The sequence below is a fragment of the Telluria sp. RB2R28 genome (assembly GCF_059685835.1).
The window spans coordinates 92,664-113,586 of sequence record NZ_JCASIK010000005.1 but is presented as its reverse complement, the minus strand read 5'-3'; the positions used below and the strand labels follow the sequence as shown (position 1 = coordinate 113,586).

The following is a 20,923-nucleotide window of genomic DNA, read 5'->3' as shown; positions in this document are numbered from 1 at the left end:
CATGCGGCGTCGAGAGTGGCGCCAGGGTCGCTGCCATTATCGCAGAATCCGCAGGATGAGCAGCGCCCGCTCCAGCGTCTCAATTCCTCGCAGCAATCATGGGATGTGGCACACGTTTCACAGGGAGGCGATACTGTTTGCTACAATGGACTAAACGACATTAGGTGACCATCATGCTGCGCTCGACACCCCGCTTTGCCCTCCTGACGCTGTGCCTGTTCGCCCACGCGGGCCTGGCATCGGCGCAGCCGACCACACCACCGCAAACACAGACCCAGCCGGCGCCACGCGCCACGACGCCAGCCCAGCCAGCCCAGCAGCAGCGCCCAAGCGACGCGCCGCCGCAGCTCGAGCGTATCGAGCCGGGCAGCGACGTGCCGGCCACGACGATCCCGCCGCGCAAAGGCACGGTCATTACCGAGAAACGCGGCAATGATGGCAAGATCAACGAAGTCGAAGTGCAAGCCGGCCCAAGCCGCTACACCATGAAACCCAACGTTGCACCGGGAAATGCCCAACCAGGCGATATCTCGGGCAGCAGCATCCGCGCCCCACAATGGCAAGTGATGGAATTTGATTTTGGCAATCCCAAGAAGCAGAACACCGACGAGCAGCCAGCCGCCGCGGCGCCAGCCCGTGCCGGTGCAGCCGGGACGATCCCGGCCCGCGCCGACGTGCCGCCGCCACCTGCGCTCGAGCCGACCACCAAACAATGATCCCGCCTGCCGCGTTCGCGCGGCAGTTTCGCGGCCATCGTCCACTTCTCTTTCTTGCTAGCTCATGGCAGTTTTCACCGCGGTCTCGCTGGATGACCTTCACCAGTGGATCAAGCAGTTCCCCCTCGGCCAGGCCGTCGGGCTTGAAGGCATTTCCTCCGGCATCGACAACAGCAATTTCTTCCTGAATACTCAGCACGGTACGCAGTCCGGTCACTATGTGCTGACGATCTTCGAGAACCTGCGCTTCGACCAGCTCCCCTTCTACGTCAACCTGATGCGCCACCTGGCCGGGCGCGGCATCCCCGTGCCGGCGCCGGTGCCCAACAACGATGGCGAGCTGATCGTGAGCCTGCATGGAAAGCCGGCGATCATCGTCAGCCGTCTGAATGGCAGCTCGCAGCTCGCTCCCCAGCCGGTGCATTGCGCCGAAGTGGGCCGCATGCTGGCGCGGATGCATCTGGCGGCGCACGACTTTACGCTGCAGCAGCCGAACCTGCGCGGCATCGACTGGTGGACGGCGACCGCACCCGAGGTCGCGCCGCTCCTGAGCGAAGCCGAAGCCACGCTATTGCAGGACGAAGTCGCGTACCAGGCCACATTCGCCGCAAGCGCTACCTATGCCAACCTGACCCGCGGCCCGGTGCACGCCGACCTGTTTCGCAATAACGTGATGTTCGAGGGCGAGCGCCTGAGCGGCTGCTTCGACTTTTACTTTGCGGGCATCGACACCTGGCTGTACGACGTGGCCGTCACCGTCAACGACTGGTGCGTCGACCTGGCCACGGGCGAGCTGGACGAAGCACGCGTGCGCGCCCTGCTCGACGCCTACCACGCAGTGCGCCCGTTCACTGACGACGAGCGCGACGCCTGGCAACCGCTGCTGCGCGCGGGCGCACTACGCTTCTGGCTGTCACGCCTGTATGATCTGCACCTTCCCCGCGCGGCCGAGCTGTTGACGCCGCACGACCCCACCCATTTCGAACGTATTCTGCGCGAGCGCATTGCGCACCCCGCACCGGGCTTGCCCACCACTGTCATTACATGAACAAACTACCTGCATCTACCGGCTGGACCTGGCTCAAAAATGGCGCCCTGCTGTTTCGTCAACAACCGGCCGCGCTGACCACGCTGCTGTTCGCCAATATCCTGGTCAGTATCCTGATCAGCGCCGTGCCGGTGCTGGGCGCGATGGTGGCGGTGGTGCTGATTCCCTCGTTCTCGATGGCGTTCATGATGGCCTGCTCGATGATCGAAAACGGCCAGCGCGTCACGCCGGCCGTGGCGCTGACGGGTTTTCGCAACCCGGTGCTGCGCGAGCTGTGCAAGGTCGGCATCGTCTACCTGGGTGTGTCGCTGATCCTGACGCTGATCACGCGCTTTGCCGTGCAGCCGGACTTCTGGGAACAGGTGCAGGCCCAGAGCACCAGTGGCACCCCGGCCGTGCTGGCAGGCCAGGACGTGCTGGCGATGTTCCTGATTTTTGCGCTCGACGCGGTGGCGCTGATTTCGCTGTGCTTTGCCGCGCCGCTGACCTACTGGCAGAAAATGCCGCCGTTCAAGGCCGTGTTCTACAGCTTTTTTGCCGTCAAGCGCAGCGCCGGCATCTTCATCGTGATGCTGCTGGCGTGGTTCGGCATCTTCTTTACCGTGTGCATGGTGATCGCCGTGATCCTGGGCAGTAGCAGCATCGCCCGCGTGGTGATCATGTGGGTGATCTTTTTGTTCATCCTGCTGCTGCAATGCGCGCTGTATGTGGGCTATCGCGAGATCTTCGGCAAGCCACCGGCAGAGCCAGGCAACAAGGTCAGTCTCGACAAGCAGCGGTAATCGGCAACAATCAGCAACAATCAGCCAACGCTGGCGGCCGTGCCGCCAGCGTGACTACTCCCCTTAGCGGCCCACCCGATCCAGCTTCGCGATCGACAGATCCAGCACCTTCACACCCGCCGAACCAAAATTGATCTGGGCTCGCGCCGCACCGGCGCCGCCCTCGATATTGACGATCACGCCTTCGCCGAACTTGGCGTGGACGACGCTCTCGCCCACCCGCCAGCCAGTACCATTGCCCGCCTTTTGCGTGATCTGCTGCGCGATCTTGTTGTCGCTGCCGCCTTCGCGGAACTTGGCGTCGTCCCATGCCGTGGTCGACTTGCGTCCGCCAAACCAGTTGCCCTGCACGCGTGGCGAGAGCCACTTGATCGATTCATCGGGCAGTTCGTCGAAGAAGCGCGATTTCATGTTGAAGCGTGTTTGACCATGCAGCATGCGCTGCTGCGTAAAGCTCATGTACAGGCGGCGGCGCGCGCGCGTGATCGCCACGTACATCAGGCGCCGCTCTTCGTCGACACCATCGGCCTCGCGCGCACTGCTCTCGTGCGGGAACAGGCCTTCTTCGAGGCCCGTGATGAACACGGCGTCGAATTCGAGGCCTTTGGCCGAGTGCACCGTCATCAGTTGCAGCGCCTCTTGCCCGGCCTGGGCCTGGGCGTCGCCCGCTTCGAGCGACGCGTGCGACAGGAAGGCCGACAGCGGCGACATCACGGTGGGCAGCGGCGCGCCGCCATCGAGGATCTCGATGCCATCCTGATACACGACCGATTCGCCGGCCTGCGCCTGCGCCGGCGGCCCAAGGTGGGCCGGCGCCTGGGTGCCGAAGCCTTCTTCTTGCACGAACTGGGTCGCGGCGCTGACCATCTGCTCCAGGTTTTCGATGCGGTCGGCGCCTTCTTTTTCGTTGCCGTAGTGCGTCAGCAGCGTACTGCGCTCGAGCACCACGCGCACCAGTTCGGGCAGCGGCAATTGCTGGGTCTCGAAGCGCGCGCCTTCGATCAGCTTGACGAAGTTGCCCAGCACGGTGCCGGCCTTGCCCGTCATGTACGGCACTGCCGCGTACAGCGAAATGCCGTAGCTGTCGGCTGCCATCTGCAACTGCTCGATCGAGCGCGCCCCGATGCCGCGCGTGGGGAAGTTCACCACGCGCATGAAGGCCGAATCGTTGTGCGGATTGTCCATCAGCTGCAGGTAGGCGATCGCGTGCTTGACCTCGGCGCGCTGGAAGTAGCGCAGGCCGCCGTACACCGTATAGGGAATGCCGGCTGCGAACAGCGCATGCTCGATCACGCGGCTTTGCGCGTTGCTGCGGTACAGGATCGCGATCTCGTTGCGGCCCATGCCCTCGTTCATGAGGCTCTTGGATTCTTCGATGATCCACTGCGCTTCTTCCAGATCCGACGAGGCTTCATACACGCGCACCTGCTCGCCCTGACCCGCATCCGTACGCAGGTTCTTGCCCAGGCGCTTGGCGTTGTTGGCGATCAGGAAGTTGGCGCTGTCGAGGATGTGGCCATGCGAGCGGTAATTCTGCTCGAGCTTGATCAGGTTCTTGACCTGGTAGTCGCGCTCGAACGCCGACATATTGCCGACGTTGGCGCCGCGGAAGGCATAGATGCTCTGATCATCGTCGCCGACGGCAAAGATGGCGCCGCCGCCGGATTCGCCCTGCCCCGCCAGCAGCTTGAGCAGATTGTATTGGAGGTCGTTGGTATCCTGGAACTCGTCGACCAGGATGTGACGGAAGCGCATCTGGTAGTGGTGGCGCAGCGGCGTATTGCGCGACAACAGCTCATACGAGCGCAGCAGCAGTTCGGCGAAATCGACGACGCCTTCGCGCTGGCATTGCTGGTCGTACAGTTCATACAGCTCGACCATGCGGCGCTCGATCGGGTCGTAGGCCTCGACCTGCGATGCGCGCAAGCCCTGGTCTTTGGCGTTGTTGATGAAGTACATCAGCGCCTTGGCCGGGTACTTTTCATCGTCGACGTTGTGCGCCTTGAGCATGCGCTTGATCAGCGAGAGCTGGTCTTGCGAATCGAGAATCTGGAATGTCTGCGGCAGCGCGGCGTCGCGGTAGTGCGTCCGCAGCAGCCGGTTGCACAGGCCGTGGAAAGTGCCGATCCACATGCCCCGCGTGTTAATCGGCAGCATCGACGACAGGCGCGTGAGCATTTCTTTCGCGGCCTTGTTCGTGAACGTCACCGCCATGATGCCAGCGGGCGAGACCTGATTGGTCTGGATCAGCCAGGCAATGCGCGTAGTCAGAACGCGCGTCTTGCCCGAACCGGCGCCGGCCAGGATCAGGGCGCTTTGCGCCGGCAAGGTGACGGCGGCAAATTGTTCAGGATTCAGGGTGTCGAGTTTCAGCATCCGGCCATTATACCGCCGCGATATACTGTATGCCCATCCAGTTTCGTGGCGTACGTGTCACCACCGGCTGCGTCAAACGTTTTTGATCACCAGCGCCACATTCATCGCATCGTCGGCACGCACGACCACGCGCTGGCCGAAGTCGCCCGTGCGGACGGGGGCAGCCAGAACATCGGCGCCGCTCATCAGCTTTGTGCTCACAAGCAGTTTCTCGCCATCTTTGAAGCGCGTGATGATGAATTCCAGCTGCCATGGCGTGTCGCTGTGGTTGCCAGTGACCGTGACGCGTTCGGTGTTCCAGGCGCGAACCACATGCTTGCTCGACTCGCCAAACAGATCCACGCTCAGCGCCACGTCATAGCCACCGATACCCAGCATACGGGCGGGCGTGGTGCCCAGCCGCGATTGAGCCTGGGCGGCGGTGCTGGTGGTGCTGGCTGCGCCGGCAAGGATGGCGGCTGGCAGCGCCAGGCAGAGGCGGCGCTGTCTGGCAGCGGTTGACATTGACATGATGCATTCCTTATCAGGCAGAGGGCCCGCTGCAATGCTGGGATCATGCCATCGTCCCACCTTATTGCTACAACATCAATGCCGGGTGCATGAAGTTTCTTCAGCCACGATCGGGTTCGCGCTCTTGTCGTTATCTTCGGACCTTCCACCAAGGAAAACCAATTAACTTCTCGCAATTTGCAGAAAACAAGCTATTCAACCGCGCGCCGCGCCATGATTGTTTCGCTTATGTTAACACCAGCTTTGCGACAAGCTCGTGAAAATCTTAACAAGGAGAATGATCATGCTAGGACGCGTAGTGACCATGGCCGCACTGGCCGTCGGCGGTGTCATGCTGTCGAAAAAATTCAAGGGAAACAATGGCTTTGGCGCCAGCTCGGGAATCGTCGAAACCATCGAGATTAACGTGCCCGTGAGCACCGCCTATAACCAGTTCACGCAGTTCGAAGACTTTCCGCAATTCATGAAGAGCGTGAAGGAAATCCGCCAGCTCGACGATACGCACCTGCACTGGCGCGCCAACGTCGCCGGCGAAGAAAAAGAGTGGGATGCCGAGATCACCGAGCAGATTCCGGACAACCGCATCGCATGGCGCAGCGTCACCGGTGTAAAAAATGGCGGCGTCGTTACCTTCCACAAGATCTCGGACACCGTCACGCGCATCGCGCTGCAGATGGATTACGAGCCCGAAGGCGCGCTGGAAACCCTGGGCGACGCCTTGGGCGCCGTGCGCATGGAAGCGCGCGCCAACCTGGCCAACCTCAAGGAACTGCTCGAGCAGCGTGGCAGTGAAACCGGCGCCTGGCGCGGCAAGGTCGACCAGCACTGATCGGGCAGCACTGATCGGCCCGCGCTGGCACAGTCACGCCGGCTACGGCCGGCGGCTGTTGACCGGTTTGATCGACGCCGGCAGCGCCACGCGCTCGACAGGCGTCGTCTGCGCTGCAATAAACCCTTCGAGCGCCAGCGACAGATCGGCCACGATCTGCGCACCGTAAGCCGCTTCGATCAGTTTGTACTGGCGCTCAATGAGCGGCGCGATATCGTCGATCAGGCGGTCGCCCTTTGGCGCGAGGCGTACCCAGATGCGGCGCTGGTCGGCCGCCACACGCTGGCGCTCGATCAGCCCCAGCTCCTCCATCCGTGACAGCACGCCTGTCATGCTCGGGCTCAGGATCTGGCACAGTTCGCACATCTCCCGTGGCTCGAGTTGCTCGTGCTCGTCCAGCACGCGCAGGATGCGCCATTGCTGTTCGGTCACGCCGAAGTGGTTGAGGATGGGACGGAAGTGCAGCAACAACGACTCTCGCGCTTTCAGGAAAAGCTGGGGAAGATTGCGGTGGGTGATCCGGCGGGCCAAGGAATGCTCCGTTATAGGTAATTCTGTCTCTGGTTCTGCATCGACCACTGCGCAACGAGCGCCGCAGTCGTGCCTGGCTGACTAATATACTTGCCAGCCCGGTGGATTTCGCTTCACGCAGCCGATTCCATGCGAATTTTTTGTGAACAGATATTACCGCAGCCCCTCCGACGCACGAAACGGTGGTTCGATGGCCTGATGCTGTAGGGTGGGCGGCTCTGTCGCCCACGCGTTCAACCCGATCTCGCATACCACGGAGCGAGGGTGTTTGGACGCGTGGGCGGGAGACCCGCCCACCCTACTTGGCGCCATCATCAGCCTGCGGCCGGCGCCGGCCGCGCCAGGCCCTTCGCCCGCGCATCGCGGATCAACGCGCGCACCGTCTTGTCGGCGATCTTGCTTTCGCGCTCCATCTCCTTGCCCAGCATGCCCATTTGCTCGCCCAGCACATGCATCGGTTTGCCGGCCTCTTCCATCTGGCGGCCAATCGCCTCCATCGCGGCGTGTGACTTGCGTATCTGCGGCGAGTCGTAGGCCTGGCCGATCTGCCGGCCCGCAGCATTCATGCGCGCACCGGTTGCGGCCATTTCGCGGCTCAGGCGCTCGCGCTCGGCCTGGTCACGCGCGGTTTCCATCTGGCTGCTGAGGCGTTCCATGTGCTGGCTCAGCGCCTGCATGCCGCCGTCGATTTCACGCATGTCGCGCTCGCTGGGCAGGTTATTCTTGCTGACGGCAACCCGGTCCATTTCGCGTCCCAGCGCGTCCATTTTCTTGCTGTGCACATCCATCTCCTTGCTGTGCACGTCCATGCGGGCACTCAGCCGATCCAGCGGCGCCCAGGCGGTACGCACTTTGGCCATGATTGCCGCATCCTGGATCACGTAGTCGCGACCGCCTTCACGGAACCAGATGAACTCGCCGGGAATGGCGCGCTGGGCCGCTTTCACCGCCGGCCAGTCGTCGCTGCTGCCACTGATATTGAAGCTGCCTTCCTTGCCGCGCACCAGCGCGTACGGCTCGCCCTGCGTCACGCGCACCGCGCGTTTGGCCTCGTGCGCGCCAGCCTGCATGGGCACGGTCAATGCCAGCGACGCAGCGCACAGCGCCAGGCCAATGAAGGGAAGCGCCAGTCGGCGTGTGAGCGGTGCAGGATGCAGCATGATGTTCTCCTTGGGCCAGGGACAATGGCAACGGGCCGGACGCAGCCGGCGATGACATCACTCTAGCCGCCGCTCCCGCCACGAACCAGCGCGCTGCGACAGGCGGTCGAAATCGCGGCGCAGGCTGTCAATCGGGGCCCGCAACGACAACGCGGCCCGAAGGCCGCGTTAAATTCAGACACAGGGCGCAAGCCGCGAGGCCTGCATCGGTTTAATACACGACCACCGAGCGGATCGACTCGCCCGATTTCATCAGGTCGAAGCCTTCGTTGATACGGTCGAGCGGCAGGTGATGGGTGATCAGGTCGTCGATATTGATCTTGTTTTCCATGTACCAGTCGACGATCTTCGGCACGTCGGTACGACCGCGTGCGCCGCCAAAGGCCGAACCCTTCCATTCGCGGCCCGTCACCAGCTGGAACGGACGGGTCGAGATTTCCTGGCCGGCAGCAGCCACGCCGATGATGATCGACTTGCCCCAGCCCTTGTGGCAGCACTCGAGCGCCTGGCGCATCGTGTTCACGTTGCCGATGCACTCGAAGCTGTAGTCAGCGCCGCCATCGGTCAACCCGACAATGGCGTCGACCACGTTCTCGACCTGGGTCGGATTGATGAAATGGGTCATGCCGAACTTGCGCGCCATCGCTTCGCGTTCCGGGTTCAGGTCGACACCGATGATCTTGTCGGCGCCCACCATCCGGGCTGCCTGGATCACGTTCAGGCCGATGCCGCCCAGGCCGAACACGACCACATTGGCGCCCGCCTCCACCTTGGCGGTGAAGATCACGGCGCCGATGCCGGTGGTCACGCCGCAACCGATATAGCAGATCTTGTCGAATGGCGCGTCGTTGCGCACCTTCGCCAGGGCGATCTCGGGCACCACGATGTAGTTCGAGAAGGTCGACGTGCCCATATAGTGATAGATCGGCTGGCCGTCGATCGAGAAGCGCGACGTCGCATCCGGCATCAGGCCGCGGCCCTGCGTCGTGCGGATCGCCTGGCACAGGTTGGTCTTTTGCGACAGGCAGAATTTGCACTGGCGGCATTCCGGCGTGTACAGCGGAATCACGTGGTCGTCTTTACGCAGGCTGGTCACGCCCGGGCCGACATCGACCACCACGCCCGCGCCTTCATGGCCCAGGATCGACGGGAAGATGCCTTCGGGGTCGGCGCCCGACAGCGTGTAGTAGTCGGTATGGCAAATGCCGGTGGCCTTGATCTCGACCAGCACTTCACCGGCCTTCGGGCCTTCGAGTTCCACTTCTTCGATCGTCAGCGGCTGACCCGCCTTCCACGCGATTGCTGCCTTGGTTTTCATGTCGTTTTCCCGTTGCTTGAATGGACCCGCGCGCGCAGGCGCGCTGCAAAACGTCATGATAACAAGCTTGGGGCATCAAGGCCGCGCGTCCACCAGCAAGGCGGGTTGCAGCGCGCGAATGCGCAGCTCGGTAAAGTAACCGCCGGCCTCGTTATAGCGCAGGTAATAGCGGCCACACCCGGTGCAGCGCGCCACGGTACAGCGGTTGGCGGGATAAAAGCGCGGCGCGATCGGTGCGTCCGCGCTCTCGTAACGGGTGCCCGCCGGATGATATTCGGCGAAGGTCGGCTCGTCGTAAGGGTCCTCGAACAGGGCGCCGGTGTCTTCGAAACCGTCACGTTCCAGCGTCAATGGCAGCGCGGTCCAGGCTTGCAACGGTACGGCCGTGCAGCTGCATGGGGTGGTCACCCGTGAAGACGCCAGCGCCAGCTGCGTCAGTGTCGTGAAATCGATGAAATGCATGTCAATCCAGTCCTGCAAAGCGCTATTCCCAAATCACTTGACCGGACACATTACCAGACGCGGGCCGCGCCGGGGCGACCTTGCACTGCGGTGTGCATGGCGTTTACGCGCAGGATGAGATACGATCGTTCCCTGCGCCATCCGCAGGGTCACCTGGAGAACACCATGTCCGATCCTTTGCCGGTGCACGCTGCACCATGCCCGCCTGCCCTTCCCGATGCATTTCCACGCGCCTTGCGCATCGACGCCCAGGCACTCCAAGCCATGGACGTCTGGCATCCACATCCCTCTCACCTGCACTTCATCGTGGCATTGGCCGATGAGAAGCTGGCCATCCCGACACGCTTGTATTTTGACGCGTCGCTGCTCGCAGCGATTGGCGACCTCAATGCACGCCAGCGCGCCATGCTGTGGTGCCTGGGTACGCGCCACCATGACGGCCATGTACGTGAAGAATGCCTGCGCCACCTGCTGCCCCACCTGCAAGACTGGATGGTGCCATTCGTCGTGCAGTTAATCGGCGAATATGTTCACGAGATCATCAAGCTGATCGATGCGGCACTGATCACGCTCGACCCATGCATGCAGACGGCCTTTGCACGCTTCGCCAGGGACAATCCGCGCTACGTCGATACGATTGAACAGCGCACGATCAGCTACCGCCCCGCTGATTACGACAGACGGTCCGGTCGCTCGCGCGATTACCCGGGCGCGCGCGCCGTGGCGCGGCTGCGTCAGCTGGTGCTCGCGGAACGCGATGCGGCGTGAGGCCTGCATCATGCTGTACGGATAAATGCTGCGTGCGTAATCCCAAGACTGTGCCGCTACGCTATGATTTGCCTCTCAGAATGGTTTTTGTAGAAAGTAAAACGGAATGATTGTCGGCATCGACCTTGGCACCACCAACAGCCTGATCGCAGTATGGGACAACGGCGCGGCGCGCCTGATCCCGAACAGTCTCGGGCAGATGCTGACCCCTTCCTGCGTGAGTGTCGATGAAGACGGTGCGATCCTGGTTGGCCAGGCCGCGCGCGAGCGTTTGCAAACCCATCCGCAGGCAAGCGCTGCCAATTTCAAGCGGCTGATGGGCAGCGACAAGACGTTCCATCTCGGCAAGCGCGCGTTTCGTCCCGAGGAGCTCTCCGCGCTGGTATTGCGCTCGCTGAAGGAAGACGCCGAAGCCGCGCTCGGCCACCCGGTGACCGAAGCGGTGATCACGGTGCCCGCGTATTTTTCGGATGCGCAGCGCAAGGCGACCCGCACCGCCGGCGAGCTCGCGGGCCTGAAGGTCGAGCGCCTGCTCAATGAACCGACCGCCGCCGCGCTGGCCTACGGGATCCACCTGCGCGACGGCGAATCGAAATTCCTCGTGTTCGACCTGGGTGGGGGCACCTTCGACGTGTCGGTACTCGACTTGTTCGACAGCGTCATGGAAGTGCGCGCATCGGCCGGTGACAACTACCTGGGCGGCGAGGATTTCGTCACTGCGCTGGTTGAGCATTTCTTCGACGCCGCGGGCGTGCCGGCCGCGCTGCGCGCGGACGCGCATTTCATGCAGCGCCTGGCCGCACAGGCCGAACTGGCCAAGCGCACGCTGAGCGAGGCACCACGCGCCACCATCCGCGTGGCCAACGGCGACGCGCAGTACGCGCTCGAGCTGGACGAGGCAGGCCTTGAAAAGCTGTGCGCACTGCTGCTGGCACGCCTGCGCGCGCCGGTCGAACGGGCGCTGCGCGACGCGCGCCTGCCGATCGCCGAACTGGACAATATCGTGCTGGCCGGCGGCGCCACCCGCATGCCGCTGGTGCGCAAGATGGCGGCGCGCATGTTCGGCCGCTTCCCGGCCTGCGACATCGATCCCGACCAGGTGGTCGCGCTGGGCGCCGCCATCCAGGCCGGGCTCAAGATGAAGGATGCGGCGCTGGACGAAGTGGTGATGACCGACGTCGCGCCATATTCGCTTGGCGTGGCCACCACGATGCAGATCGACGCCGACCATTTTTCGCACGGCCATTTCGACCCGATCATCGAACGCAACACCGTCATCCCGGCCAGCCGCGTCAAGCGCTACTTCCCGCTGCAGGACACGCAGCGCGTCATCGAGCTGCTGGTCTACCAGGGCGAAGCGCGCATGGCGAGCGACAATATCAAGCTCGGCGCGCTGACCATTCCGCTCGCCACCGGCAACGACGGGGGTGTCGACGTGCGCTTTACCTACGACGTGAACGGCCTGCTGCAGGTCGAAGCGACGCTGGTGCACACGCGTGACGTGCACACCCTCGTCATCGAAGGCAATCCGGGCATGCTCAGCGCGCCGGAAATCGCGCAACGCTTCCAGGCGCTGTCCGAGCTCAAGATCCATCCGCGCGACCACATGGAAAACCGCACGCTGCTCGCGCGTGGCGAACGCCTGTACCAGCAACTGCGGGGCGACGAGCGCGAGCGTCTGGGCCGCGAAATCGCGCGCTTCGAGCAGGCGCTGGGCACCCAGGAACGGCGCATGATCGTGCCGGCCGTCGACGTGTTTCGCCAGGTGCTCGATTATTTCGACCACCAGAGCTTCCTGCTGCCAGAGGCATAGTCCCCGATGGCTGCCACGTTTGCATTTCTCGACGCGCTCGGGCTGGATCAGGATGCGCGCGAGCGCGACATCCGCAGCGCCTATGCCAGGCGCCTGAAGACCATCGACCAGGAACACGACGCACAAGGCTTCCAGGACCTGCGCGCGGTGTACGAAGAAGCACTGGCCTGGGCCGCGTGGAAAAAACGCGAAGCTGAAGGCCCACCGGCGGCAGCAGCGGCCATGGCGCCTCCGCCGGCTGCCGACGCTGCGCCAGAGATGCCTGCTGCGCCCGGGCCTGTCGATGCGGACGATCCACGTGCATTGGGCGAAGCCGCGTTCGGGCGGCTGGCGGCTGATCTGGAAGGATTGCTCGGGCAGCCAACGCAGAATAACCCCGATCCGTACGAGGCCCTGCTCAGGCGCAGACTGGACGACGATGACCTGATCAACATCGACGCACGGATCGTGTTCGAGGCGATCGTCGCCACCGTGCTGGCGCATGGCTGGCAACCCGGCCACGAAAACCTGTTCGAGGCGGCGCTGACGGTATTCGACTGGGACGCGGACCCGCAGCGACTGCTGGCGTTCGGCCATGCCGGCATGGTGCTCGACCGGGCGCTGGCCGAGCGCCGCGTGTTCGCCACGCAGCCACCGGCCCGGCAGGCCGCCATGCGCCGCGCCGCGCACGCGCTGCGCGACGCCGGCGCCCCCACCGAGCCGCAACTGCGCAGCCACATGCGCATCATCGAAACGATGATGGCGCGGTTCCCTTGCATGATGGGCGTCATCGTCAGCCTCGGGAACGTCGAGCAGTGGCGCGCCGCCTGGCAGGCGCGCTTCGGTGCGCAACCAGAGGCCGCGTCCGACATCGACGACGAGATTGCCGTGCCGGTGCCACCCCGATCGCTGGCTGCCTGGCTGTGGGTCATCGCGCGCAATGTGGCGCTGATCGTCGTGACAGCGCTGCTGCTGTATGCAGTGTTCAAGGCGACCGACCCCAAACCGGCGGCGTCGGATATCAGCCAGCAGGTACTGGACGCGCACGTTCCGCCACTACGCTACCAGCCGCAGCCCGGCGCAAAGCCCGGCGTACTCGATACGCGGGTGCGGGTCTTCCTGGACGCGGACAGGCGGGTCAGCCAGACACGCAATGTCTCGACCTCGGGCGAGCCGGGCTTCGACGAGGCGGTGGCCGAGGCGCTGCGCAACGCCACGCCGTTTCCGCCGGGGACACCGGCCGAGTTCGAGGCAGTCTATTCAGTCACCATCACGGCCGGGCAGGCGGCGAAAGCGAATGCGCCGCCACCGCGGCAAGCCACCGACGGAATAACCCCGGGTGCCGAACTGCTGGGCAAGCACGTTCCCCCCATCGACTACCAGCCGAGCCGCTTCACACAGCCCGGCAAACTGACGCTGCAATACCGCGTCTACCTCAACGCTGACGGCATGGTCGTGCGCGTCAAGCAGATCAAGGGATCGGGCGAGCCGCGGCTGGATCACGCGATGGAGAATGCCTTGCGTGCAGCCAAGCCGTTCCCGGCCAGCACGGCGCGCAGTTTTGACGTGGAATGGTCCACCACGGTGACGCAAACACAGCGTACCGAAGCCGATCGCGCGCAGCCGCCTCCACGCGAAGCGTAAGCAGTGGCCTGTGCCCGCGGCCAATCTGGGCTATGCTTACCGGTTCGATTGTTCAGGCAGACCGCACGATGCATATTTACTCGACGCATTCCATGGGCGTCATGACGCGCCCACTCACCACCCCGACAACTGCAGGCCGCTTCCCGGCACGAACGGAGCGCACCTGATGTTTCATCTGATGTTCAGCCTTCCCTGCCTGCTGGTCCTGGTGCGCTGGCTCTGGCCGCTGCCGTTGTCCACGAAATCCAAAGTCGCCAGTGCCGTCGTGCTGGTGCTGGTCTCGCAGTACCACCTGTGGTCGCGCCTGTCGTCGGGCAGCGTGTTCTCGCCCGAATTCCCGAAAGGGCTGGTGATCCTGTTCAACTGGGGCTTCGGCGCAATCCTGCTGCTGGCCGTGTTCCAGCTGCTGGTCGATGCCGGCGCCTTGATCGCGATGGCGATCCGGCGCCGGCGCGTGGCGATTGCGCCGCGCCTGCGCTACGGCATCGCGATTGCCGCCGCGCTGCTGGCCGCCCTGGGCGTGAACCAGGCGATCAAGTCGCCGTCGCTCGAAGACGTGCTGATCGAGGTGAAGAACCTGCCGCACGAATTTGACGGCTACCAGGTCGTGCACCTGACCGACCTGCACATCAGCCGCCTGTTCGATGCGCCGTGGACGCGCCAGGTCGTCGCCGACGCCAACGCGCTGGACGCCGACCTGATCGTCATTACCGGCGACCTCATCGACGGCAATATCGCACACCGCGAACGCGACGTGGCGCCGCTGCGCGACCTGCACGCACCCGATGGCGTCTGGGTCATTCCCGGCAACCACGAGTACTTTTTCGGCCACACGGCGTGGATGGCGTATTTTGCGGGGCTCAACATGACGCCGCTGGACAACAGCCATACCGTTCTCAAGCGCGGCGCCGGGCAGCTGGTGCTGGCTGGTGTCAACGACGTGACCGCCCCGCAGACCGGCGCCGCGCCGCCCGACGTCGATGCCGCCTTGCGCGGCGCGCCGGCCGGCGCACCGGTGATCCTGCTCGACCACCAGCCGCGCAATGCCCGCCACGCCGCCAGCCGCGGCGTCGCGCTGCAATTGTCCGGCCACACTCACGGCGGCATGATCGTCGGGCTGGACCGGGTAGTGGCGCGCGCCAACAACGGCTTCGTGTCGGGCCGTTACGAGGTCGACGGAATGACCCTGTACCTGAACAATGGCACCGCATTATGGCCGGGCTTCGCGCTGCGCCTGGGCGTGCCGTCCGAACTGACCCGGATCACATTGCGGCGCCAGACGGCGCGTTCATGATCCTGCGATGACCAGCCGCATGCGCTGCTCGACCTGATCCGACCCGGGCCGCATCGGCTCTTGCCACCCCGTGGCGACGAAGCCGGCGCGCGCATACAGGCGCACTGCCCCATCGTTGGCGCAATTGACGCCAAGCTGCATGGCAGTGGCGCCGCGCGCCCGCGCCCAGCGCACCGCTTCGGCCAGCAGGCCCGCGGCCACACCCTGCCCGCGCGCTTCGGGCGCTACCCACATCTGGAACAGGTTCACGAGGGCCGGGTCGTCCACGTCGACCTTTGCCCAGGCCAGTCCGACAGGTTGGCCAGCGACGTGGGCCACGAGTGGATGGTCGATGCCGGACGTGGCCGCACGGGTCAGGCGCGCCGCCCATTCTTCGGGCGGGCGCGTGGATTCGTCGGCCAGCGTGCTGCCGAAAGCATTGGGGGCGTCTTCCAGCGCGCGCAGACGGAGTGCGCGGTAGGCTGGCCATCCATCGGGCGTGACATTGCGAATCGTGAAAGCAGCCAGTTGGTACGCCATGCACGTGCTCCTGTTGGTGATCGGAGGACGATTCTAGCAAGCAATTCCAGCGTTGTGGCTCAATCCTGTTCCCACTCTTCCAGCTTGCGCTTGCGTGCGCGGCCGACCTCGATCCGGTTGCGGGTCGTGAAGGCGATCAGCCGCGCCACGACCACCGCCAGGTACATCAAACCGACCAGCATCTCGACACTGGCCAGCGCCCGCGCCGGTGGCGTCAGCGGAATCACGTCGCCGATGCCCGTGCTCGAGAGCAGCGCAAAGCTCAGGTAATTGAGTTCGGTCCAGGTACGCGGCGCGCCCGCATTGACGGCGGCGGCAAAGGTGCCGGGCTGGACTTCCTGCAGCAGGATGTACATGTGCGTGAAGGCCCAGGCCAGCAGCGTGAACGTGGCGCCGGCCGCAAACAGCTCGTCGGTCGTGGCCCGTTCGTCTTCCATCATGTAGGCAATCAAACTGCCGGCCGCGTAGAAGTAGAACAGCGCCTCCAGCCCCGATGACCAGGCCAGCAGGTGGTTATAGCCGAGCAGAATCTGCGCCAGCAGCAAAACGATGATCGGCACCGCCAGCGCCCAGCTCACGCGCACTTCGCCGGGCGTGCGCCGCACCATGCGGATGGCAAACGCCAGCACCACGATGCCGAAGCAGTTGAAGGCCACCTGGCCGGCCCGGGTGCCTTCGATGAACGGATAGGACAGCATGCCGAGCAGCTGCACCAGCAGCAGGATGGCGGACGGATGGCGGCGGGTGTGGATGAACAGGCGTGGAGAGATCATGGCGGCAGGACGAAGTCGTAAGTACTGCCATTGTAGGTTCAGCCGGCCGAAAACAGGCTCCCGAATGCGCGCGCGGCCGTGTGCGGGTCGGCCGCGCCGTACACGCTCGTGATCGCCGCGACCATGTCGGCGCCCCGCGCAACCAGTGGCGCGGCGTTGGCCGGCGTCATGCCGCCGATGACGACGAGGGGGAGCGTGAACTCGGCGCGGGCCTGGTCGAGCAGTATCGGCGGCGTCACGAACGTGTATTTTTTGACCGGTGATGGGTAGAAGCCGCCGAAGGCAAGATAGCTGGCGCCGGCGTTGCGCGCGGCGCGCGCCAGCGCCAGATCACCGTAGCACGAGGCACCGACGATCTTGTCCGGGCCCAGCAGCGCGCGGGCAGCGGCGATCGCCTGATCGGTATGGCCCAGGTGCACGCCATCGGCACCGATCGCCTGGCACAGGTCGAGATGGTCGTTGATGACGAGCGGGCAGCCGTGGCGGCGGCACAGCGCCAGCAGCGCCGTCGACTGCTCGAGGCGCAGCAGCGCGCTCGCGTCCTTGTGCCGGTATTGCACCAGCGCGGCGCCGGCGCTCAGTGCGGCGTCGGTGGCGGCCAGCAGCCGGTCGGTGTCGTTCCAGTTCGGTGTGACGAGATACAGGCCTTGCATGGTGGCTCCTTCAATGTGGTTGAGGCAGGCGGCGCGGGATGCGCTGGCCCGGCGCGACTGCGAACGATTGCGCCAGCGTGGCGTGCGTGTAGGCCTGGGCGCGCTCGAGGGCGACGGCCATCGAATCGCCCAGCGCCAGGCGCGCCGCCAGTGCGGCAGCCAGCGTGCAACCGCTGCCGTGGTAGGTGTCGGGCAGGCGCGGCCAGCGCCACTCGCGCAACACCTGACCATCCTGCAGCCAGCGGTTGATGACCGTGTCGCCCGGCGCATGGCCGCCCGTGACGAGCATCTGCACCGTGCCCGGCATGTCCAGCGCAGCGCGCTCTGGCAGGTTGGGGAGCACGATCGTCGCCAGCGTCAGCAAATCGGACAAGGCGGCGCTGGCGCTGCCCCGCCCCAGCGCATCGCCATGGCCGCTGGCCAGCACCGGGTCGAGCACCACCGGCAGATCCGGTTGCCGTGCGCGCAAGTCGCGGATGATGGCCGCGATTGCCGCCGCATTGGCCGCGTTGCCGGGGATGCCCAGCTTGACGGCGCGGATGTCGAAGGCCGCGACCAGCGGCGCGGCCTGGCGCGCGACCAGGCCGGCGTCGACCGGGTGCGCTTCGAACACGCGGTTGTTGTCCTGGCAGGTCAGCGCCGTGGCCACCGGCAGCGCGTGTGCGTCCTGCGCGGCAATGGCCAGGATGTCGGCCGCCAGGCCTGCGCCGCCACCGGGATCGAGCCCGGCGAAGACCAGCACGCAGGGTGTCATACGGTGACGTTGCCGGCGACGTCGCCCGTGATCTTGCCCTCGACCGGCGACGATGGCGAGGCCGCGAAACGCTTCGGCATGCGCCCCGCCAGGTACGCATCGCGCCCGGCCAGCACCGCATGCTTCATCGCGCGCGCCATGCGCACCGGGTCGCGCGCGCCGGCGATCGCGGTGTTCATCAGCACGCCGTCGCAGCCGAGTTCCATCGCGATCGCGGCATCCGACGCCGTGCCCACACCAGCATCGACCAGCACCGGCACCGTGGCCTGCTCGATGATCAGCTGCAGGTTCCACGGGTTGAGGATGCCCATCCCCGAGCCGATCAGCGACGCCAGCGGCATCACCGCCACGCAGCCGATCTCCTGCAGGATACGGGCCTGGATCGGATCGTCGCTGCAGTAGACCATCACATCGAAACCGTCGCGCACCAGTGTTTCGGCGGCCTTGAGCGTTTCGGGCATGTGCGGGAACAGCGTGGTGGCGTCGCCCAGCACTTCGAGCTTGACGAGGTTGCGCCCGCCGAGCAGCTCGCGCGCCATCTGCAGCGTGTAGACCGCATCCTTCGCATTGAAGCAGCCGGCCGTGTTGGGCAGGATCGTGAACTCCGACGGCGGCAGCACGTCGAGCAGACTGGGGGCGTTCGGGTCCTGGCCAATGTTGACGCGGCGGATCGCCACCGTGATGATCTCGGCACCGGCCGCCAGCGTGGCCTCGCGCGTTTGCGCCAGGTCGCGGTATTTGCCACTGCCCACCAGCAGGCGCGAGTGGTAGGCGCGCCCGGCGATGGTGAGTACGTCTGGCTGTGCTTCTGGTTGTACATCTGGTTGCATGCGTTGGTTCATGACATTCATCCTGTTCTCCTTTAGCCGCCACCGATGGCGCGCACGATATCGACCCGGTCCTGCGCCTGCAGGCGGCGCGTGGGCCACTGCTGGCGTGGCACCACCTCGCGGTTCACGGCCAGCGCCATCCCCTGCCCGCTCAGGTCCAGCTGCTTGAGCAGCCCGGCGAGCGTCTGGCCCGGCGGCACGCCGCACGGCGCGCCATTGACTTCGATGGACGTCATTCAGACCTCCCGGTACAGCCGGGCGCCGTCGCGCACGAACTCGATCGCTTTTTCCTGCATCCCCTGCTGCAGGGCCGTCTCGCCCTGCACGCCATTGGCAGCGGCGTAGGCGCGTACTTCCTGCGTGATCTTCATCGAGCAGAAATGCGGGCCGCACATCGAGCAGAAATGGGCCACCTTGGCCGAATCCTTGGGCAGCGTCTCGTCGTGGAATTCGCGCGCCTTGTCGGGATCGAGCCCCAGGTTGAACTGGTCGTCCCAGCGAAACTCGAAGCGTGCCTTGGACAGCGCGTTGTCGCGCAGCTGCGCGCCCGGATGCCCCTTGGCCAGGTCGGCCGCGTGGGCGGCGATTTTATAGGTGATGATGCCGTCCTTGACGTCCTGTTTGTCGGGCAGGCCCAGGTGCTCCTTGGGCGTCACGTAGCACAGCATCGCCGTGCCATACCAGCCGATCGTGGCCGCGCCGATGCCGGACGTGATGTGGTCGTAGCCGGGCGCGATATCGGTCGTGAGCGGCCCGAGCGTGTAGAACGGCGCTTCATGGCACTGCTCGAGCTGCAGGTCCATGTTTTCCTTGATCAGGTGCAGCGGCACGTGGCCAGGGCCTTCGATGATCGTCTGCACATCGTGCTTCCACGCGATCTGCGTGAGTTCGCCCAGCGTTTTCAGTTCGGCCAGCTGCGCTTCGTCATTGGCGTCGTAGATCGAGCCGGGGCGCAGGCCATCGCCCAGGCTGAACGTCACGTCGTACGCCTTCATGATGGTGCAGATGTCCTCGAAGTGGGTATACAGGAACGATTCGCGGTGGTGCGCCAGGCACCACTTGGCCATGATCGAGCCGCCGCGCGAGACGATGCCCGTCAGGCGATTGGCCGTCATCGGCACGTAGCGCAGCAGCACGCCGGCATGGATCGTGAAGTAGTCGACGCCCTGCTCGGCCTGTTCGATCAGCGTGTCGCGGAAAATCTCCCAGGTCAGGTCCTCGGCCTTGCCATTGACCTTTTCCAGCGCCTGGTAGATCGGCACCGTGCCGATCGGGACCGGGCTGTTACGGAGAATCCATTCGCGCGTTTCGTGGATGTGCTTGCCGGTGGACAGGTCCATCACCGTGTCGGCGCCCCAGCGGATCGCCCACGTCATCTTTTCGACTTCCTCGCCAATCGACGAGGTCACTGCCGAATTGCCGATATTGGCATTGACCTTGACCAGGAAATTGCGGCCGATGATCATCGGCTCGATTTCGGGGTGGTTGATATTGAGCGGGATGACGGCGCGCCCGCGCGCGACTTCGGAGCGCACGAATTCCGGCGTGATCTCGGCCGGGATGCTGGCGCCGAACGACTGCCCAGGATGCTGGCGCCCCATCAGGTCGGCGACCCGCTTGCCCATCGGGCCGGACGCATGCAGCGACGCGATGTACTCCTTGCGCTGCATGTTTTCGCGCAGCGCGATGAATTCCATTTCAGGCGTAATGATGCCCTGACGCGCGTAGTGCATCTGCGTGACGTTCGCGCCGCTCTTGGCGCGGCGCGGCGCGCGCTGCAGGTCGAAGCGCAGCGCGGTCAAGGCCGGATCGTTCAGCCGCTGCTGACCATACTGCGATGATGGCCCGGCCAGTTGCTCGGTATCGCCGCGCCCATCGATCCACGGTTGGCGCATTGGCGCCAGGCCGCTGCGGATATCGATTGCGGTGGCGGGTTCGGTGTATGGCCCCGACGTGTCGTAGACGAACAGCGGCGGATTGGGTTCGCCGCCAAAGCTGTCGGACGTGGCCGACTGGCTGATCGCGCGCATCGGCACGCGGATATCGGGCCGGCTGCCTTCGATGTAGACCTTGCGGGAGTTTGGTAGCGATGCGATAGCTGCCTGGTCCACCGTGGCGGTGGCGGCGTCGAACAATTGCGAAGACTTCGGAGGTGCGTTCATGT

General features: G+C 64.8%; 21 protein-coding genes. 8 read left to right on the top strand and 13 right to left on the bottom strand.

The annotated features are described in order from the left end of the window. The first annotated feature begins 173 nt into the window (after positions 1–173). From AC56LV_RS18740 to AC56LV_RS18730, 3 genes are all read left to right on the top strand, one after another. A complete protein-coding gene (locus tag AC56LV_RS18740) occupies positions 174–716 on the top strand; it encodes a hypothetical protein (protein WP_499500878.1) in 543 nt (180 codons plus the stop codon). Between the two features lie 64 nt (positions 717–780). Next, positions 781–1,764: a homoserine kinase gene (locus AC56LV_RS18735; protein ID WP_499559869.1), complete on the top strand. Its 984-nt coding sequence runs from the start codon at positions 781–783 to the stop codon at positions 1,762–1,764. After that, entirely contained in the window at positions 1,761–2,546 is a 786-nt protein-coding gene (locus AC56LV_RS18730; RefSeq protein ID WP_499559867.1) for a BPSS1780 family membrane protein, read from the top strand. Before AC56LV_RS18735 ends, AC56LV_RS18730 begins: the two co-directional genes overlap by 4 nt. 63 nt (positions 2,547–2,609) lie before the next feature. On the opposite strand, the gene AC56LV_RS18725 is transcribed toward AC56LV_RS18730, so the two are convergent. After that, the gene (locus tag AC56LV_RS18725) at positions 2,610–4,922 is read right to left on the bottom strand and encodes a UvrD-helicase domain-containing protein (RefSeq protein WP_499559865.1); all 2,313 of its coding nucleotides are present in this window, start codon (positions 4,920–4,922) and stop codon (positions 2,610–2,612) included. A gap of 72 nt (positions 4,923–4,994) precedes the next feature. After that, positions 4,995–5,432: a hypothetical protein gene (locus AC56LV_RS18720; RefSeq protein WP_499559864.1), complete on the bottom strand. Its 438-nt coding sequence runs from the start codon at positions 5,430–5,432 to the stop codon at positions 4,995–4,997. A gap of 283 nt (positions 5,433–5,715) precedes the next feature. On the opposite strand from AC56LV_RS18720, the gene AC56LV_RS18715 reads away from it, so the two are divergent. Then, a complete protein-coding gene (locus AC56LV_RS18715) occupies positions 5,716–6,261 on the top strand; it encodes an SRPBCC family protein (protein ID WP_258836636.1) in 546 nt (181 codons plus the stop codon). Between the two features lie 42 nt (positions 6,262–6,303). Here the strand turns inward: AC56LV_RS18715 and hpaR are convergent, their stop codons facing one another. From hpaR to AC56LV_RS18695, 4 genes are all read right to left on the bottom strand, one after another. Next, a complete protein-coding gene (gene hpaR / locus AC56LV_RS18710) occupies positions 6,304–6,792 on the bottom strand; it encodes a homoprotocatechuate degradation operon regulator HpaR (RefSeq protein ID WP_499559862.1) in 489 nt (162 codons plus the stop codon). A gap of 314 nt (positions 6,793–7,106) precedes the next feature. After that, positions 7,107–7,952: a hypothetical protein gene (locus AC56LV_RS18705; RefSeq protein WP_499559860.1), complete on the bottom strand. Its 846-nt coding sequence runs from the start codon at positions 7,950–7,952 to the stop codon at positions 7,107–7,109. Positions 7,953–8,163: 211 nt separating this feature from the next. After that, entirely contained in the window at positions 8,164–9,270 is a 1,107-nt protein-coding gene (locus AC56LV_RS18700; RefSeq protein ID WP_499559858.1) for an S-(hydroxymethyl)glutathione dehydrogenase/class III alcohol dehydrogenase, read from the bottom strand. A 75-nt stretch (positions 9,271–9,345) separates the two neighbouring features. Then, complete coding sequence (locus AC56LV_RS18695) at positions 9,346–9,732, bottom strand: hypothetical protein (protein WP_499559856.1); 387 nt, start codon at positions 9,730–9,732, stop codon at positions 9,346–9,348. A gap of 165 nt (positions 9,733–9,897) precedes the next feature. On the opposite strand from AC56LV_RS18695, the gene AC56LV_RS18690 reads away from it, so the two are divergent. The 4 genes from AC56LV_RS18690 (at position 9,898) to AC56LV_RS18675 (ending at position 15,230) form a co-directional block, all read left to right on the top strand. Continuing rightward, positions 9,898–10,500, top strand: a complete 603-nt coding sequence (locus tag AC56LV_RS18690) for a hypothetical protein (protein WP_499559854.1) — start codon at positions 9,898–9,900, stop codon at positions 10,498–10,500. Between the two features lie 106 nt (positions 10,501–10,606). Next, positions 10,607–12,313, top strand: coding sequence for an Hsp70 family protein (locus tag AC56LV_RS18685; protein WP_499559853.1), 1,707 nt, complete (start codon positions 10,607–10,609; stop codon positions 12,311–12,313). 6 nt (positions 12,314–12,319) lie between these two features. Continuing rightward, positions 12,320–13,936, top strand: a complete 1,617-nt coding sequence (locus AC56LV_RS18680; RefSeq protein WP_499559851.1) for a TonB C-terminal domain-containing protein — start codon at positions 12,320–12,322, stop codon at positions 13,934–13,936. A gap of 166 nt (positions 13,937–14,102) precedes the next feature. Next, a complete protein-coding gene (locus AC56LV_RS18675; RefSeq protein WP_499559849.1) occupies positions 14,103–15,230 on the top strand; it encodes a metallophosphoesterase in 1,128 nt (375 codons plus the stop codon). Here the strand turns inward: AC56LV_RS18675 and AC56LV_RS18670 are convergent. The 7 genes from AC56LV_RS18670 to thiC are packed head-to-tail and all read right to left on the bottom strand — an operon-like array spanning position 15,225 to position 20,921. Next, positions 15,225–15,749: a GNAT family N-acetyltransferase gene (locus AC56LV_RS18670; protein WP_499559847.1), complete on the bottom strand. Its 525-nt coding sequence runs from the start codon at positions 15,747–15,749 to the stop codon at positions 15,225–15,227. The two genes, AC56LV_RS18675 and AC56LV_RS18670, sit on opposite strands and share 6 nt — an antisense overlap. A 59-nt stretch (positions 15,750–15,808) precedes the next feature. Continuing rightward, positions 15,809–16,522: an ion channel gene (locus AC56LV_RS18665; protein ID WP_258836643.1), complete on the bottom strand. Its 714-nt coding sequence runs from the start codon at positions 16,520–16,522 to the stop codon at positions 15,809–15,811. 38 nt (positions 16,523–16,560) lie between these two features. Next, a complete protein-coding gene (thiE, locus tag AC56LV_RS18660; RefSeq protein WP_499559845.1) occupies positions 16,561–17,175 on the bottom strand; it encodes a thiamine phosphate synthase in 615 nt (204 codons plus the stop codon). 10 nt (positions 17,176–17,185) lie between these two features. Next, entirely contained in the window at positions 17,186–17,929 is a 744-nt protein-coding gene (locus AC56LV_RS18655; RefSeq protein WP_499559843.1) for a bifunctional hydroxymethylpyrimidine kinase/phosphomethylpyrimidine kinase, read from the bottom strand. Beyond that, the gene (locus AC56LV_RS18650) at positions 17,926–18,771 is read right to left on the bottom strand and encodes a thiazole synthase (protein ID WP_499559841.1); all 846 of its coding nucleotides are present in this window, start codon (positions 18,769–18,771) and stop codon (positions 17,926–17,928) included. Before AC56LV_RS18650 ends, AC56LV_RS18655 begins: the two co-directional genes overlap by 4 nt. A 20-nt stretch (positions 18,772–18,791) precedes the next feature. After that, positions 18,792–18,995: a sulfur carrier protein ThiS gene (thiS, locus tag AC56LV_RS18645; protein ID WP_499559839.1), complete on the bottom strand. Its 204-nt coding sequence runs from the start codon at positions 18,993–18,995 to the stop codon at positions 18,792–18,794. After that, entirely contained in the window at positions 18,996–20,921 is a 1,926-nt protein-coding gene (gene thiC, locus AC56LV_RS18640) for a phosphomethylpyrimidine synthase ThiC (protein WP_499559837.1), read from the bottom strand. Positions 20,922–20,923: the final 2 nt, after the last annotated feature.